Source organism: Paenibacillus sp. GSMTC-2017 (assembly GCF_016019935.1).
Classification (GTDB): domain Bacteria; phylum Bacillota; class Bacilli; order Paenibacillales; family Paenibacillaceae; genus Pristimantibacillus.
This window is the reverse complement of the sequence record NZ_JAECMT010000001.1, coordinates 1,186,193-1,202,039: the sequence shown is the minus strand read 5'-3', so window position 1 is coordinate 1,202,039 and position 15,847 is coordinate 1,186,193. Positions and strand designations below refer to the sequence as shown.

Annotated in this window: 16 protein-coding genes; 9 read left to right on the top strand and 7 right to left on the bottom strand. The window is 39.5% G+C overall.

From position 1 onward, the window contains the following. Nucleotides 1-26 precede the first annotated feature (26 nt). The 5 genes from I6N90_RS05595 to I6N90_RS05575 form a co-directional block, all read right to left on the bottom strand. Entirely contained in the window at nt 27-485 is a 459-nt protein-coding gene (locus I6N90_RS05595; RefSeq protein ID WP_197934473.1) for a lasso peptide biosynthesis B2 protein, read from the bottom strand. Then, the gene (locus I6N90_RS05590; protein ID WP_197934472.1) at nt 454-768 is read right to left on the bottom strand and encodes a lasso peptide biosynthesis PqqD family chaperone; all 315 of its coding nucleotides are present in this window, start codon (nt 766-768) and stop codon (nt 454-456) included. Before I6N90_RS05590 ends, I6N90_RS05595 begins: the two co-directional genes overlap by 32 nt. After that, on the bottom strand, nt 746-1,624 hold the full coding sequence (locus tag I6N90_RS05585) for an aldolase (protein WP_232242544.1): 879 nt from the start codon (nt 1,622-1,624) through the stop codon (nt 746-748). Before I6N90_RS05585 ends, I6N90_RS05590 begins: the two co-directional genes overlap by 23 nt. A 184-nt stretch (nt 1,625-1,808) precedes the next feature. Further along, the gene (locus I6N90_RS05580; RefSeq protein WP_197934470.1) at nt 1,809-1,934 is read right to left on the bottom strand and encodes a paeninodin family lasso peptide; all 126 of its coding nucleotides are present in this window, start codon (nt 1,932-1,934) and stop codon (nt 1,809-1,811) included. Between the two features lie 14 nt (nt 1,935-1,948). After that, nucleotides 1,949-3,892, bottom strand: coding sequence for an asparagine synthase (locus tag I6N90_RS05575; RefSeq protein ID WP_197934469.1), 1,944 nt, complete (start codon nt 3,890-3,892; stop codon nt 1,949-1,951). A gap of 507 nt (nt 3,893-4,399) precedes the next feature. On the opposite strand from I6N90_RS05575, the gene I6N90_RS05570 reads away from it, so the two are divergent. The 3 genes from I6N90_RS05570 to I6N90_RS05560 all read left to right on the top strand — a co-directional run bounded on the left by I6N90_RS05570 (nt 4,400) and on the right by I6N90_RS05560 (nt 7,221). Beyond that, nucleotides 4,400-4,726: a lasso peptide biosynthesis PqqD family chaperone gene (locus tag I6N90_RS05570; RefSeq protein WP_197934468.1), complete on the top strand. Its 327-nt coding sequence runs from the start codon at nt 4,400-4,402 to the stop codon at nt 4,724-4,726. A gap of 97 nt (nt 4,727-4,823) precedes the next feature. After that, nucleotides 4,824-5,600 carry a metallophosphoesterase gene (locus I6N90_RS05565; RefSeq protein ID WP_197934467.1) on the top strand — a complete coding sequence of 259 codons (777 nt, stop codon included), beginning with the start codon at nt 4,824-4,826 and terminating at the stop codon, nt 5,598-5,600. Nucleotides 5,601-5,865: 265 nt separating this feature from the next. Beyond that, a complete protein-coding gene (locus I6N90_RS05560; RefSeq protein ID WP_197934466.1) occupies nt 5,866-7,221 on the top strand; it encodes a dicarboxylate/amino acid:cation symporter in 1,356 nt (451 codons plus the stop codon). A gap of 82 nt (nt 7,222-7,303) precedes the next feature. On the opposite strand, the gene I6N90_RS05555 is transcribed toward I6N90_RS05560, so the two are convergent. Further along, on the bottom strand, nt 7,304-7,582 hold the full coding sequence (locus tag I6N90_RS05555; protein WP_197934465.1) for a hypothetical protein: 279 nt from the start codon (nt 7,580-7,582) through the stop codon (nt 7,304-7,306). Nucleotides 7,583-7,634: 52 nt separating this feature from the next. Further along, nucleotides 7,635-7,931: a DUF3055 domain-containing protein gene (locus I6N90_RS05550; protein WP_197934827.1), complete on the bottom strand. Its 297-nt coding sequence runs from the start codon at nt 7,929-7,931 to the stop codon at nt 7,635-7,637. Between the two features lie 238 nt (nt 7,932-8,169). On the opposite strand from I6N90_RS05550, the gene I6N90_RS05545 reads away from it, so the two are divergent. From I6N90_RS05545 to I6N90_RS05520, 6 genes are all read left to right on the top strand, one after another. Further along, entirely contained in the window at nt 8,170-9,177 is a 1,008-nt protein-coding gene (locus tag I6N90_RS05545) for an HRDC domain-containing protein (protein WP_197934464.1), read from the top strand. Nucleotides 9,178-9,319: 142 nt separating this feature from the next. After that, nucleotides 9,320-9,781, top strand: coding sequence for a chemotaxis protein CheX (locus I6N90_RS05540; protein WP_197934463.1), 462 nt, complete (start codon nt 9,320-9,322; stop codon nt 9,779-9,781). A 78-nt stretch (nt 9,782-9,859) separates the two neighbouring features. Then, nucleotides 9,860-10,633 carry an SDR family NAD(P)-dependent oxidoreductase gene (locus I6N90_RS05535; protein ID WP_197934462.1) on the top strand — a complete coding sequence of 258 codons (774 nt, stop codon included), beginning with the start codon at nt 9,860-9,862 and terminating at the stop codon, nt 10,631-10,633. Nucleotides 10,634-10,660: 27 nt separating this feature from the next. Then, nucleotides 10,661-12,220: a DEAD/DEAH box helicase gene (locus tag I6N90_RS05530; RefSeq protein WP_197934461.1), complete on the top strand. Its 1,560-nt coding sequence runs from the start codon at nt 10,661-10,663 to the stop codon at nt 12,218-12,220. A gap of 111 nt (nt 12,221-12,331) precedes the next feature. Then, entirely contained in the window at nt 12,332-13,543 is a 1,212-nt protein-coding gene (locus I6N90_RS05525; RefSeq protein WP_197934460.1) for an S-layer homology domain-containing protein, read from the top strand. 187 nt (nt 13,544-13,730) lie between these two features. Next, on the top strand, nt 13,731-15,791 hold the full coding sequence (locus I6N90_RS05520) for a methyl-accepting chemotaxis protein (RefSeq protein ID WP_232242543.1): 2,061 nt from the start codon (nt 13,731-13,733) through the stop codon (nt 15,789-15,791). The last annotated feature ends 56 nt before the right edge of the window (nt 15,792-15,847 follow it).

Genomic DNA, 15,847 nt, shown 5'->3' with positions numbered 1-15,847 from the left:
CCTCATTATAAGGCAATTATAAATCGTTATAGGGCAGTAAAATTTGCTTTGTTTGCGAAAGTTTCAACCACGATAAACTCCTTCATCACTTCAGCACCGCTCATATAAATAGAGCCGCTGCGAAGCCAAGCGTGAGCAATAAGTTTTCCATGCTCATCTTTTCCAGTACCCAGATAAAGTGTACTCGCGATACCACGACGCTCAAGCATCTTCATACACGCAATAGCTCTAACAAAACATTTGCTTTCCCAAAATGTATTACGGCTCATTACATCTACTGCAGATGCTATTTTTTTCGATTGAATCCGAACCTGTTTATTCTCGCAGTCTTCTGGTGTTATCTCAGTACGTGTGCCTAAGGTTGGAGCTACTTTCATGAACGGACGATAGAGGAGAAGCCGAGCTACTGCTAAAAAAATTAAAGCTTCAACAAATAAGAGGAAAGTTTGACGATCAAGCTTTAATAGTACCCGTAACTTGTTCATGGACAACGATTAACCCTTCCTTTCGAAGATGATCGAGAAACGATTCCACATGGCTTTCGCATTCCTCACGATCTACATCGAATTGTTCCAATAGCGTATTGATTAGATCTTGAATGGAAATAGGTTCTGTGATTGCATCCCAAATATGGCCGCCTATATGGCCTAAGTTATAATAGTTCCCGCTTGAAACACTTAGCATAACTTTTTCGCCACCCATATCGCTAACAATGTTTTCTTTACAGGATGACACAACTGTTGATTTAGACAATAGCTCTGTTTTCATTTTTATTACTCTCCTTATTAATCGATTGAAGCAATAACTCACCAAGAGCATTAAGGCTATCACCAGATTGTGGCCTATAAAGTCTATTCATCTCGATATGGTTGGCGAATCGTGCTAACGTTCCAAAATGCCAGTCGAGAAGTCCTAACCGTTTGATGAGAAATCCTCGAAATGTATGTTGAAGCAGCGTATGGAATCTTTCCAACCCTTGAATTGGAGAAATACTCGGCGCGTCATTATCTGTTTTTACTAGTTCAAAAATACCAGCGAGCGGTAGAGGTTTATTACAGAAGCTCCCGGGGACTGGTACAGCAAATTTTGTTTCCCTATCGAATAGTGGTTTAAGTCCCGCAGCATCCATACCGAGCATATCAATCGTTTGTTGCCAAATTTTTTGCTGCGGATATGCAGGCATAATGAGAGGAGTATTATTCTCATCGAATGTAACAGCGATCAAATCGTCGCTTAATAATTGATAACCTTGTTCAATTAAGTAAGATGAAGTCGTCGTTTTGCCGGCCCCAGAATGACCGACTACTGCGTACGCATTTCCATTAATAGAAATGGCGCTACCATGAAGCGGTAAAATATGTTTTTGCATTAAGATGATACCCATGCAAGTGCCAAGAACGTAAAGTCTAATTTTATCGATACTAGCATTCGGAAAGGCAGAGATAAAGATGTTTTCCCCTTTATACATAGCGAAAATAGCAGTGTCGGGTACTCGAATATAGACAGTATCACTATCTATAGCTACATATTCACTAATAGGTTCTAGTTCTTGCCATTTTGTCGAAAGATCTCTTATCGTAACTGTCAGTTCTGGAGTGGCTCCATGCCCACCTTGATCTGACATTGGTAACTCCGGTAATTGTAGTTCACTTGCGATTCGAAGCCCAAAGGAGTAGTAGTTATACATGTAATCCAAAGTTAACAGGTTGATCACCTCATCATGAACCTATTTTGTGGTGGGAGATGCCCCTATTAGAAATAACATAAGGGCATCAGATTAATAAGTAAACGAGGACTCTAAACGATTTCTAGCTGTGGTTCACGTGCTCGTCTGGATCGTTTTGTGCGGAGTCTGGAACTGCGATACCTGGGCCCGCCATAGTAAGATTGACGTTTAGTACCTCTAGAGTTGGTTGTTGCCATGTTTTTTTCATGAGATCACCTCCTTTCAAGCATGTTTTTGGATAAAACGTCGGAAAATTAAACTTCGCATTAATATTCTGAAATTGGCATCATAAATAAGATCAGGACGCGGTGAATGTTCGATTACTGCAAGTGCTTTTGTGAGCTCATCTATATTTAGATATTCAGAAATTGCAGGATCTTTAATGACTTGATGGAGTTCGCTCAATAGCTCATTCCAAGCAGGCAACATTCTATGGATGCCGTCTGCACCTTGTATACCTCGTAATTTCTGATTTAGACGAATGCTATCAGGTAGATAACCTTTCGTTGATCGTCGAATTAAAGACCGACCGAAGCCATTCTGTACAAATTGGTCTTTGGGTAGCGACAAGCAGAATCGAATTACACGTAGATCATTAGTAGCGTCGCGTTCCCAAAGGGAATGGCGTAATGATTGTTTGCTGCTGACCGTTCCAGTTATCGTCCAATAATAAAGTTTTTCAAATTGAGCTTTTCTTAACTGTTCCATATCTTGTACGGTCTGTCCCCAGATCTCATAGCCATAGGTATCGAGTTTTTCATATACCTTCATCTTTTCAGCGAAATGCGGGTTTATTAACCCTAATGGTTCGTAACTCTTTTCCGGATTTTTGGCAATCATGCCTACAAGAGTAGGGAATGCTTTTCTTCCGATTTGTTTATATAATCGAGATTTGTTTATACCAACATTGTTGCAATAAAGCGTTAGTTCATTATAAAATTTGTGCAATTTCATCTGTCGCAGCAAAGTAGCTTGATATTCGATTACTGGGCCCCAGGACACCGACCAATTGCCACGAGCACCAGTTAAGATAACACCAGCATCCAATTGTTGTGCCTGCTCATAGATGCCTTTCATCCAAAAAGAATTTTCGTAAAATTTGTACGGAGTTTCCATTAAATCGAGCCAATCATCTATTTCAGATAAAGGGTTCTTTGTTGGAAAATCGAAATATTGATCATTAATATTACCTACGTACTTTACAGTTTCTTTTATATGTACTTTTTCATTAGCAACACGGCTTTTTGGCGTCCAATCTTGAAAATCATCTTGAGGAACATAACTGAACGTGTGTAACTTTTTGTTTTCTCGCATCAATTCTCTAGCAGCGATGCTGACTACAGAACCGGAGTCTAAACCACCACTCAAATTAGCTCCTACTTCGCGGTAGGTACGAAGTCTGGACGTTATAGCTTTTGTATACACATCGCGAAATGCTTCTTCATACTCACCATCAGAACGTAGCTTAAGTGTGTTTTCAGATGCGATTGTGCTATAACGCTCGAAGGACAATTTACCATTCCGTAGCGTAAAGCTATGTGATGGTGGCACTTGACCTACTTGCTTGTAAACAGTTGAGTACAAATCTACGGCTTCTATTGTGATTGGGATGGCAAGAAATTCTGAAATCCATTGATCGCTTAGCTCCTTAACCATTCCAGGTAATGTAAGAAGGGGGCGGATGACTGTACAGAATCCAATTAGCCCATCAGTTTGTGCGAAGTAAAGTGTGCGGGCTCCAGAGAAGTCCCTTGCACCAAACAATGTAGACTTACTTCGATCCCATATAATAAAGGCAAAGTCGCCAATTAGATGTTTCGGAGCGTGTTGTCCCCACTTTTTGTATGCAAGCATAATTAACAGACTATCTGTCATTTCTTTACGATCTGCAGGACGAATCTGTAGTTTCTCAAACAGCTCATCACGATTATCAATAATGGCATCTGACGTTATTGCTAGGTCCATACCAGCATCATAGTAAGGGAGCGGTTCATGTCTAGATTCCGGGGTGATCCATTGACTGTGACAGCCGAGGAAGATTCCATCTTGTTGCCAAGCATCGATTGCATGTGCTGGATATCTTAATAGTTCTTTCATAAGAGTAGGTCCTAGCTCATGCGAAAATGACTGATTATGAATATGACAGATGCTACTTATGGCGCTCATGATTTCCTCCCGCTGACGTGTCCATTCTTATAGTGGATATCGTTTCGTTTCTTTATTAGTAGGGAATATATTGTTCTTGGTATAGAACACTTCTTTTAAATGTCGATTGTGCCTATATAGTTACTTTATCGCAGACATCAGTCTGTCGAAAACCGTAGTAAAGAACTATTTCAACTTCGGTGTTCTTTATTGAGAACTAGGTATAAGGTTACCATCTACTTTCAGCCTTGTCAACAAAATAATCATGAATAAATTGTTGAATTTCATTTCTTAAAACTGGAATTTTTAGGATGTCGAAAAGGATGTTACACGCTACATTGACAGCCCTTTAAAAGTAGTGATAGAATCCGAATATGTTCTTTATAAAGAACATATTCTTGCATATAAAAAACTGCTTTATATTAAATAAAGTGTCATTCAGAGATGTAACTTTATATGTATAAACTATCGTTTAAAAGTGATGTAATAGGGAAAAAATACCTATTAAATGGAGGAGAGATTGTTAACATGGAAAATAATCAAGATGTGTTATTAAAGAGTGAAGAATCGTTATCTTTATCGACGCATCTTCTTATTATTAGAAATAAAAATCTCCTATTTAGTGTGAATCGTGATGAATCAAAGGTTATTCTTATCCCATCAACAGGTAAGTATTATGAGCTTGGAGATATGGGGAGTCGCATTTGGGAGCTGGCGTATGAGCCTATTACGGTAGGCCGTGTTGTCAATGTTTTGCTCGGCGAATATGATATTGATCGAATGACCTGTGAAGCGGAAGTGTTTTCATTTGTTGCACACTTGTCTGAGGAAAGGCTTATATACTTTGGAATATAAACATTTGAATTGATGTAATTCGCGTTCATTCATGATCTACTCTATACTTAACTTAGTTTTGTGATAGCTGAGATACGGTGAGAGGGGGAGTAATTGAATGATAGAATGGTATGTTATCTTACTTATAGTAGTCATTTGTTCCATTTTGTGGTACTTCTTATTTATTTTCCCTACGCAATGGCTAAAAGTTGAAACGGTCCATTATCCTCTCGGAATTGGCGCACGCGTTTTGCAAATTAGCGATCTACATGTCGACATGCTTCGAATTTCTTCCCACCGACTTGCGAAAACGATTGATACAATTAAACCAGACTATATTTTCCTCACTGGAGATTATACATATAAAAGCAGCTATTTACCGAAGCTTGAACGATATTTGAAAGCAATTGCATCGTGTGGCATCCCTACCTACGCGGTACTTGGCAATCATGATCATCAAGTACATTCATTGCAACGTCTTATCCGACTATTCAATATCTACAATATTTCTGTTCTTCGCAATTCTTCATTAGTATTTCCTACATTTGAGCTCGTTGGAATCGATGATTATTGTACTGGACATAGCCGAGTTCAAAAAGCGTTCCGTAATGTGACAGGGAGTAAGCCTGTCATCGTTATTACTCATGATCCCGAAGTAGTTTTGTCGATAAATAAACAGTACAATTACTTGCTAGCAGGTCATTTGCACGGGAAGCAGATGAATGTCCCGCTATTTTTTTCGATTTATCCTAAGGGACAACTTGCGGCTAGTGGTATTTATAAAGGACTTCATGTACAACCGAATAATGCCTTTTACATTTCAAAGGGAATAGGTCAAGCAGGGGTAAATGCTAGATTTATGGTTAGAAGTGAAGTTACGGTTCATGAGCTTTAAGTAGAAGGGAATAAATTGTTCTCCTAGTATGTGGGAAATCAGTTATAGATGGTGATTTCTTTACTTTATACTGGTGATAAATGTAATTGACAAACAATTAGAGCGCTGATATCATCAGTTGATATCCGAGTAAACTCATATGATATTGCGGCATAATCGACATCCAGATAAGACACATTCTCGAGTATATTTTTGACATCAGGATAATAATAGAAGAGAGTGGAGACTTTCGTCGCTAAAACAGTAGAAGGAGTGTTCCATCATCATGGAAAACAATTTATTAACAGCATTTGAGACCAATGGCATTTCGCTTCTTGTGTCTGCGGTTTTTCTAGGTATTCTTTATTTTCTTGCTAAGAAGCGGGTTGGATTTGGGACTCGTGTCCTTCTTGCATTAGGATTTGGACTTGGAGCGGGTCTAGTTTTCAATCATTTTCAATTGGAGACAGAAGGCGTAGGGACAATCGGTTCTATTTATATTAACTTTATACGGATGATTGTAATACCCCTCGTATTCGTACTAGTTATTAATAGTATCATTTCAATTACGAATTTGAACTATTTAAAGAAGCTCAGCATTAAAACAATTGGTTGGTTTCTAGGAACAACTGGTATTGCAGCAATTATAGGTTTACTTGTAGCAACGGCTATGAATCCAGGGGCTGGCTTTTCAGCTGCACCACCTGCGGATTTTGAAGCGCGTGAGATTCCGAGTTTCTTCCAAGTTATTTTGGATCAAATGCCCTCAAATCCAATTAATGATGCAGCCCAAGGGAAAGTTGTACCAATATTAATTTTTGCATTATTTATTGCAATTGCAATTGTTAAGATCGGAACGAAAAAACCTGAAGCCGTTCAACCTGTTAGAGCTTTTATTGGCTCAGCGACAGAAATTATGCATCAAGTCGTTAAGTTTGTTCTTCGTTTTACACCATATGGTGTATTTGCACTTATTGCAGTTATGGCTGCAAAATACGGCTGGGAAACGTTAGAACCGCTAGCCATGTTAATTTTAGTTAGTTACGTTGCCTTAACCATTCATTTCGTGTTTGTATTCGGGGGACTTGTATCCCTTGTTGCAAAGGTAAACCCGCTTAAATTTTTCAAAAAAGCTTATCCAACAGTGGCTGTAGCCTTCACAACTCGCAGCAGCTTTGCAACTTTACCTATCAACCTTGAAGTGATTACGAAGCGATTACGCGTCTCTCCCAAGATTGCAAGCTTTGTAGCTCCACTTGGCGCATCAATGAACTTTAATGGTTGCGGAGGTATTTGGCCTGCAGTAGTGTCGGTATTTATCGCTGAAGTATATGGAGTAACACTTACGCTTACTGATTACGTTCTAATCGTTATTGTTAGTGTAATCTCTTCAATTGGTGTTGCCGGTGTGCCTGGTCCAGCTTCGATCTCGACAACAGTTGTACTAACTGCAATTGGTCTTCCATTAGAAGGAATTGCTCTTGTTGTCGCTGTTGAAGCGTTGATTGACATGGGACGTACAGCAGTGAACGCAACAGGAACTACAGTTACTGCTTTGTTAGTAGCTAATTCTGAAGGTGAATTCGACCGTGAATCGTTTAATCGTGGCGATGAGGATGAACTGGAACTTAATCCAGCATAATCGTACCAATATGAATCAATAAAAATGAAAACGCCCTTGGTCGTTGCAATTTACTTTGCAACGACCAAGGGCGTTTTACGTGCTATGGTTCGTCTTGAATTTCTGGAATGGTAGCTTTAAAGTTGTCTTCTCCAGGATAATCACGACCCTGTCCTTCATGGAGCGAACGATTTTCATAACTGAAGCGGTTCGAAGAACGTTGATCAATACGCCATGGTGAACTTTTACCGAGTGACTCACTTATTAAATCAGAGCCATATGGACCATCAGGAAACTCTTCCGCATTGAGGTCGTTCCGCTGTGATTCAACTGTTGTTACATCGGTGTACGGCTGACGATTTTCTTTAAGGAATGAATCCATTGGCAAGCTCCTCTTACGTTAGTCACTGACTACCCTATTAGCTTTACCCACATTATTCTGTAAAATTCACCGTTCCGATTACGAAGTATAGAAACTGAGCAAGCTCAAGAGCTTCTTCTTCTGTTATTTTGAACGTATATTCCAAATATCCTTCTTCTTCTAGATCATCTGCCCCGATGATTGCAGTTTTTCCGGATTGAAGATCGGTAACAAGCTTTTTTCCGTAAAATCGACTCGTAGCTGTGACCGCAAGGTCAAATCGTGTTAGACTTGGTGTAATAAAGGTAACGAATCTGGTAGTTGTCTCCTCGGTTGTATCCGACATAAAATCGTAATCAGGTAGCTGCATTGGATATCCCTCCGAAGTAAATGTGTTAGTTTTATTATACCGTATTCTTAATCCAGCGGCTAACAAAAACTGCTTGTCAATCGTTTTTTTATATGATAGCATGTAAGCAATCGAATCAACGAACGTATGAGGAAGCACCTCTTCTGCTCTAGCAGAAGAGGTGCTTTTTTGCGTGTTCTTACGCATTTACGTTTAATTGGCTCGCTATTCTAATCCAATGAAGGGTGAGTGTGAAAGTATGCAAATTGTATTTCTGAACACATTTGAGAAACCGTCTGAAGGAAATGGAGTCATAAGTGCGCAGCTATCCATATGTGAAGAACAAGGGCTTTGGTCCGTCAATTGGCTGGAGGAAAGCGAGCTCGGTCAAGGAGAGGATTCAGCTAATAGCTGGTTTGAAGGTACGTCATGGGAAGAGATGATAACCGCTTTTCGACATGGCGTTGCGAAAGTAATGGGACAAGGCTACACACCTATTATTGAAAGTTTACTTGAGAATGGTCGATCTTCGGGTGGAAGTCTTGTCACAATGCTTCAATGTTATGGGGAGCTAAACTCTGATCCGGAGTTATTTGAATTGCTAAGAGAGTGGCGCCGGAAGACAGCATCCGCAGAGAAGAAGTCTGCTTATTTAGTAACTACGAATAGAATGTTATGGATGATTAGTGCGTTTGTTCCACAAACAGAAGGAGAATTGAAATTGCTTCCTGGCTGGGGACAAACGAAACATGATACGTACGGTTCTTCGATATTAGAAATTACGAGCCAAAAGGAAAGAGACACAGTATTTCCTCTAGATTGGGTTTCGGATAAACTAGATACAGAAGTATATACGGCATGGCTCTATAAGCAAAAAGAAAATAAATATAAAGACTTGATGGATAAGCAGCAAGAAAAGAAACGAATTTTGACACTACTTCAGCAGTCAAGCACATTAGACCAAATACAATCAGAACTTTCTATACCTAGACGTGAGTTGTTGCTAAGAATTGAGCAATTAGAGCAGGAAGGTTATAATATTGAGCCATTGATTGAACAGGAATTGATAACTGTTCCTGAATCTGAGCAACAACTGATCTGGGATGCGCTGACAAAGGTAGGAGACCGGTACTTAAAGCCTGTTCTTCTTCAGGTTTATGGGGAAAATGTCGATAATAGCAGGGAACGTCCAGTAGAACTTTTGTATGAAAAACTTCGATTAATGAGAATGCGATACCGTAGAAATGGACAAGGAAAAGCCGTTTAAACTAGGTATGGATGTCATATTGCACTAGGTCTAAAGTTCGATATACTCCTTTTCTAGTATACTTGTCCTATTATTTCAAGTATAATAATTGCAAATTAGACAAATTGCGAATTTTGTCGAAAAAAAGGAGCGTAACCTCTTTATGAAGGCAGAATATATAAATCCGTTTCTTGAATCAGCAAAAATCGTAATTGAGCAAGTCGTACAAATTAAACCTGCGACAGGTCAGTTAGGGCTCAAGGACGTAACGATTGTTGAGAATTATATTTGGATCCAGATAGGGCTTAATGGACAAATGAACGGTGATATTGTATTCGGACTAAGTGAACAGGTTGCCCTTAAGATGGTATCGGCAATGATGGGCGGATATGCACTTTCTGAAATTGATGAAATAGTCAAAAGTGGCATCTCAGAGCTTGGGAACATGATAAGCGGAAATGCTAGCACGATATTATTCAATCAGGGTGTTAGGGTAGATATTACACCGCCAAAACTAGTTCAATCCGATTATTTAGCAGGATTTAATGCTACTCAAGCTTTAACGATTCCTCTCATTATGGAAGGGATCGGGGAACTGGACATTCAAGTGTTAATCGCTTCCTAAAGCGCATGAAGCTCCTTTTGGGAGCTTTTTTTGCTTCGTGGGCTATGTTGGAGTAAAATTATGAATGGGTGATGTTGGATGCTGAGCGGGAAAGTTATACTCATTTCAGGTGCATCAAGTGGGATCGGTGCGTTAACCGCATCAATGCTGGCAAGTCGTGGTGCGATTCCTATTTTGACAGGTCGCAGCGAACAAAAGTTGAAGCGGCAAGTTGCTGAGATTAAGGGACAATGTGCCTATTACGTGATGGATGTAACAGATATGAATCAAGTCCAATCAACGGTAGAAGATATTATTGCAAAGTATGGGAAAATTGATATTTTGCTTAACAATGCTGGATATGGACAATTTGAGTCCTTTTCTGATATGCCTATTGAGAGCTTTCAAGCGATGATGGACACCAATTATTTGGGTATTGTTCGCTGTACGAAAGCTGTTTTGCCATATATGTTGAAGCAAAAGAGTGGTCATATTATTAATATTGCATCGATGGCTGGTAAGATTGGGTCAGCGAAGTCCACAAGTTATACGGCGACGAAACATGCTGTACTTGGATTTACGAACGCATTGCGAATGGAGCTTAGGCCGCAAGGAATCTTTGTATCTTCCATTAATCCGGGGCCGATTGATACGGAGTTTTTTGCAATTGCTGATCCTTCAGGATCTTATGTAAAAAATGTTAGTTGGTTTATGATGAAACCAAACTATGTGTCAAAAGTGATCATTCGTGTAATGGAGCGGAAAACGGCTGAAGTTGATTTACCTCGTTCAGCAGGTATTGGTATAAAGCTTTATGGTCTTTTTCCTCGGCTTGCTGATCGGTTGTTCGGTGGATTGTTTAATAGAAAATAGTGTTAAAGATAAGTGAGGTAATGATTAATGAGTGGCAAAACGTGGAGTGAAATAGGAATTAATGATGTGCTGCGAGAGGCATTAGAGAAAAATGACATTGTACAACCGACGGAGGTGCAGGCTGAAACGATTCCAGTATTGCTTTCTGGTGCGGATGTTTCGGCTAGATCACAAACGGGAACAGGCAAGACGCTTGCTTTTTTATTGCCGATGTTACAACGAATTGATGCTAATTCGGGTGCAATACAAGCGCTCATTCTTTCTCCGACACAGGAACTGGCTATGCAAATTTATAGAGTAGCTCAAGTATATGCAGAGCCGCTAGGCATTCGTGTGCAGCAGTTAATCGGCGGAGCGGCAATGAAACGACAAGTGGAAAAACTTAAACTAAAACCACAGCTTGTTATTGGTACGCCAGGCCGTATCCATGAGTTGTACAAAAATCGTAAACTTAAACTTCATGATGTTAAAAATGTTGTTATCGATGAAGCGGATCAAGTGTTTCAGTTAGGCTCAACGAAGGAAGTAGAGGTACTTCTTTTCGGAACGGGCAACGATCGTCAAATGGCGTTTTTCTCCGCAACTTATCCAGAGCAAATGGCAAGATTTGAAGGGCGCTGGATGAAAGGACCTTCCCGTGTTCAATTGACGCCGGAACATACCGTGTCTCAAACGATAAGCAACTATTATATATTAAGTGATAAACGAGATAAGACAGATACAGCGAGACGGATCATCAGATTGCTGAACCCGAAGTCAGCTCTGCTATTCCTTAATGATACCGATAATATTTCCAACTGGGAATCGAAACTTGGTTACGAAGGATTTACGGTAGAAGCATTGTATGGTGATTCCGACAAACAAAGAAGAGCTGCGACGCTGACACGTTTCCGTGACGGACGTTGTCAATTGTTGCTTGCTACAGATGTTGCAGCAAGAGGTTTAGATATTGAAGGTTTGCCACTAGTATTGCAACTAGATCCAGCTGTTGACGCAGATCATTATGTTCACCGTGCTGGTAGGACGGGGCGAATGGGTAAAAGTGGTACCGTTATTACGATTGTAACGCCACAGGAACTTTTCATTATGGAGAAATTCCGTAAGCAACTTGGTATCGACCTTAGCGAACGAGCAATGTACCGTGGTAAGTTGTTGTCGGAAGAGGAACTGAGAGAAGCTACGAAACCTGGTGCAGCTAGAGCGTCAAGGGAGCAGAGTCAAATCGGTAGAAATACAAGTTCTGTTTCCAGCAGTTCTTATAGTGGTGCAGGTGGAAGAATGAATAATCGGAATGATACAGATTCAGCAAAGCGTGCATCGGCATCGGTGTCAACAACTAATCAATCTGTATCTGGTCAGGACAAGCCTGCTTTCAATCAGTCAGCAAAAGCTGGATCAATCTCGCAATCGCGGGGCAATAAGCCTATTATTAACACTTCTAATCCTTCAGCAGCAACATCGCCTTCCAAGCCAGCACCTAAACAGGTAGCTAAAGCGAAATCGAGTGCGCAGAAGAAACGTGAAGGTAAAAATAAAGGTGCTCCAAAGTGGTTAAAAGAAAAACAATTAAACCCAAAATCAGAATAAAATAATTATTTTTGAAAGCCACCCCCTTTAATCGATCATTACCTCCCGAATGTTATTGGCGAAGGTAAATTGCGGAAATTCCGCTATCGAAATCAAAGGAGAGTGGCTTTCTTGACGAAAAATACGTTGTGGAAAAAAACAGCTATCACATCTATGGCATTGATTATGTTAGTTACAGGAGCAACTTCCGCATTTGCGGATGGTAAAGGTAATCAATATGGTCACGATAAAGGCAAAGGGAACAGTTGGTATGACAAAAAACATGACCGTGATGACGACGATGATGATGATGACGACGATGATGACGATGACCGTGATGATGATCGCGACGATGATGACGATGACCGCTATGATGACATTTTTGATGAAATCAAAAATAAAGATAAAGTAACACGTATCGATACGATTATTGCAGCAGTTAGATTAATGGGTCTACGCACGCAAGCAGAATCTTCTGCAGAGATGAACACGGCTCTAAACTTTAAAGATGCTGCAAATCTTAAGAAAAAGTATCCTAAAGCAGTTGGGTACGTAGCTGTAGCTGTCGAAAACGATCTCTTTTTGGAGTCGGATTTCGAAGTTAAGGCTGACCAGCACGCATCAAGATTGTGGGCAACTATTTTAGCGATCAAAGCATTAAAACTAGAAGATGAAGCAAAAGCTTTAAATAATACAAAGCTTGATATAAAAGATGCTAAAGACATTCCTGCTGGTTCTGTTGGTTATGTTGCACTAGCTCTGCAAAAAGGCATCATCAAAGTAACAACAGATAAGTATGGAAATAAATATTTTAATCCAAATCATACCGTTAGCCGCAATGATTTAACCGTATTATTGGATCATACCGATATTGAAACTCCTGATGTAGACTTGCATGCTGTAAGTGGCCAATTAAAAGCGCTGCCGAAAGATGGTAAACTAACGATTACAAAATCGGACAAAACAGAAGTAACATTAGACATTGATCCTAATGTATTCATCTTCAGAGATGACAAACGTTCACCAGTTAGTGCACTTCAAGCGGGAGATAAATTGTTTATCCGTACTTTCCAGAAAAAAGTAATCTTTATCGAAGTAACGGAAAAAGCACCTGTAACAACTACGTTTACAGAGGTTGGCATTGTTAGCTCGCTTGTGTTCAATTCCAATGCTAGACTGACGTCCATTTCAGTAACTCGTTCCGAAAATGGTCAAAATCTTACATTTAGTTATTCAGTAGACCCTAATGTAACGATTATCGGTGATGCTACTAAACTTAAACATAACCAATTTGTAGTGATCAAAGGTGATGGAGGAATCGCTAAATCAATCGAAATCAGATAAGATTAAAAGATAAGCACTTCCATTTAAGCATTCGCTTTTTTGGGGGTGCTTTTTTTATTGGGCAGAATAATTCTACAAGTATTGTTTAAATGTTAGTAGAGTTTCGGATAGTTCTATTCATTAATGACTATGTCATTCCGATATTATTGAATGGTTAAATTTTTGCACATCATGGGAGGACATACGTTTGAATAATTGGATGAATAAAGTAAAGGGGCTAAGAGATATGTCGCTGAAGAAAACTCTTCCGACATTAATTAGCTTATTAGTCGTTGTTGTGTTGTTAGGATCAAGCGTAATGATGTACAAGTTTGGGTCAAAGCTGCTATTAGATAAAAGCATCGAGGAAATTGAAGTGAGCTCTGATCTTATCGGAGAAGGACTGGGGTCTACTGTTCAAGCAAAGCAGGAGTCTACCTATTTAGTTTCGATACATCCTACTGTTAAAGATTTATTGAAACTACGAGCTAGTGGGACACTCAATGAGAAACAATTCTTTTCTAAAGATAATGAGTTGTTTGTAAAATCGAATGATATTTTAAATGATAGCCTTAAAGGACTTAGTGGAAATGACTCTATCTTAGTTATTGATCGGAACGGTACGATTATCGCTGGTACTAATCCAGATACGTTAAGCGATTCTCGTTCAGATCGTGAATACTTTGTAGAAGCAGTGAAGGGGAAACGGTTCATTAGCGATGCGATTTTGTCCAAATCAAAAGGGATCTGGCTTATTTCATTCGCTGAACCTATTCTGGGCGATGATGGTACAGTATTAGGAGTATACGCCACAACAGTGGATACTGCTTCCTTTTTTGATAAACTGTTGGGAGCCAAAAGTCATAGTAAGGGAAGTATTATCGTAACGAGTCGAAGTGGCACGATGATATATAACTCTAAGAATAAGGAATCAATTGGAAAGAAATATGAAGTTAAAGGTGTCTCAGAGAAGCTTCAGGAAAATGCGACAGATAAACTGGTACAGGGAAGTATAGAAACGGATGAAAATTATATTCGTTATACGAAAATTCCTGTTGCGGATTGGAGCATCGTGGTCCAAGATTCCTACAAAAATATTAAGGAACCACTCAATGTTCTTTTGAATCAGATGGCTCTGGTGACGATATGTGCGCTTATACTTGCGATTGGACTAGGAATTTTATTATCGCGCTACATTTCAAGACCGGTAATTGACTTAACGCGTTTGTTTAGCAAGCTTGCAGATGGCGATCTAACGGTTGTTTCTGATAAAAAATATGATAGTGAGTTTAAAGATTTATCGAATAATTTCAATATAATGGTAGCGCAAAACAAAGCTCTTGTTGTTAATATGAACACTTCGATTCAAGTGTTAAATACAAGTACAGGCCAGTTAGATCAATCGTCTAAAACGACGGCACATTCGGTAAGCGAAACATCAACAACAACGTTAGAAATTGCAAAGGCAATGGAAAATCAAGCAAATGAGACGGAGTTGATTGTAGGGAAGTTTTATGAAATTGGGAACAAAATCGACCGGATAAACGCGCAGTCAACTTCTATTGGGGAGCGTTCCGACGAAATTATAAAAGTGTTCCATCAAAGTAATGATGTAGTAGCAGCTTTAATTCAAAACAATGAAAGAAATGAACAAGAAGTTATTAAAATCTCATCGATTACAGGCAGATTAGAAGATAGCTCTAATCAAATTCGTCAAATAACAGGGGCGATTCAAGAAATCGCAAGTCAAACTAATTTGTTAGCTTTGAATGCTTCAATCGAAGCTGCGCGAGCAGGGGAACATGGCAGAGGTTTTGCTGTTGTAGCCAGTGAAATTCGTAAATTAGCAGAACAAAGCTCCAAACAGTCACATGATATTCGCTCTATTATTGAACAGAATTTATCCTATGTTGAAGAAAATAATAATAGTGTAAATCAAATACGCGAAATATCAACGATGCAAGACGATTTCGTAGGTCAGACTAAAGAAGCATTCCATACGATATTCCGTCATGTACAAGAAATTACGGAGCAAATAAAAGGGATGTCGAGCGAGGTCTCATCTATGGAGAAAGAAAAGGATGATGTATTGTCATCTGTTGAAAGTTTGTCTGCTTCTGGAGAAGAAGTGTCTGCTTCTGTTGAGGAAGTGACCGCGACGATGCACGAACAATCTGCAATGGTGCAGGAGCTTGCAGATATGGTGAAGTCTATTGATGATTTATCGCAAGAGTTAAAAAGAGCATCATCAGCTTTTAAACTAGAATAGTGATATCCCAAAAAAGTCCCTCATTAAGTTAAACTGATTGATTTATAAGTAGAGCG

Coding starts and splice junctions, on each gene's coding strand:
- I6N90_RS05595 (WP_197934473.1), bottom strand. CDS start 485: ATGAACAAGTTACGGGTACTATTAAAGCTTGATCGTCAAACTTTCCTC.
- I6N90_RS05590 (WP_197934472.1), bottom strand. CDS start 768: ATGAAAACAGAGCTATTGTCTAAATCAACAGTTGTGTCATCCTGTAAA.
- I6N90_RS05585 (WP_232242544.1), bottom strand. CDS start 1,624: ATGTCAGATCAAGGTGGGCATGGAGCCACTCCAGAACTGACAGTTACG.
- I6N90_RS05580 (WP_197934470.1), bottom strand. CDS start 1,934: ATGAAAAAAACATGGCAACAACCAACTCTAGAGGTACTAAACGTCAAT.
- I6N90_RS05575 (WP_197934469.1), bottom strand. CDS start 3,892: ATGAGCGCCATAAGTAGCATCTGTCATATTCATAATCAGTCATTTTCG.
- I6N90_RS05570 (WP_197934468.1), top strand. CDS start 4,400: ATGGAAAATAATCAAGATGTGTTATTAAAGAGTGAAGAATCGTTATCT.
- I6N90_RS05565 (WP_197934467.1), top strand. CDS start 4,824: ATGATAGAATGGTATGTTATCTTACTTATAGTAGTCATTTGTTCCATT.
- I6N90_RS05560 (WP_197934466.1), top strand. CDS start 5,866: ATGGAAAACAATTTATTAACAGCATTTGAGACCAATGGCATTTCGCTT.
- I6N90_RS05555 (WP_197934465.1), bottom strand. CDS start 7,582: ATGGATTCATTCCTTAAAGAAAATCGTCAGCCGTACACCGATGTAACA.
- I6N90_RS05550 (WP_197934827.1), bottom strand. CDS start 7,931: ATGCAGCTACCTGATTACGATTTTATGTCGGATACAACCGAGGAGACA.
- I6N90_RS05545 (WP_197934464.1), top strand. CDS start 8,170: ATGCAAATTGTATTTCTGAACACATTTGAGAAACCGTCTGAAGGAAAT.
- I6N90_RS05540 (WP_197934463.1), top strand. CDS start 9,320: ATGAAGGCAGAATATATAAATCCGTTTCTTGAATCAGCAAAAATCGTA.
- I6N90_RS05535 (WP_197934462.1), top strand. CDS start 9,860: ATGCTGAGCGGGAAAGTTATACTCATTTCAGGTGCATCAAGTGGGATC.
- I6N90_RS05530 (WP_197934461.1), top strand. CDS start 10,661: ATGAGTGGCAAAACGTGGAGTGAAATAGGAATTAATGATGTGCTGCGA.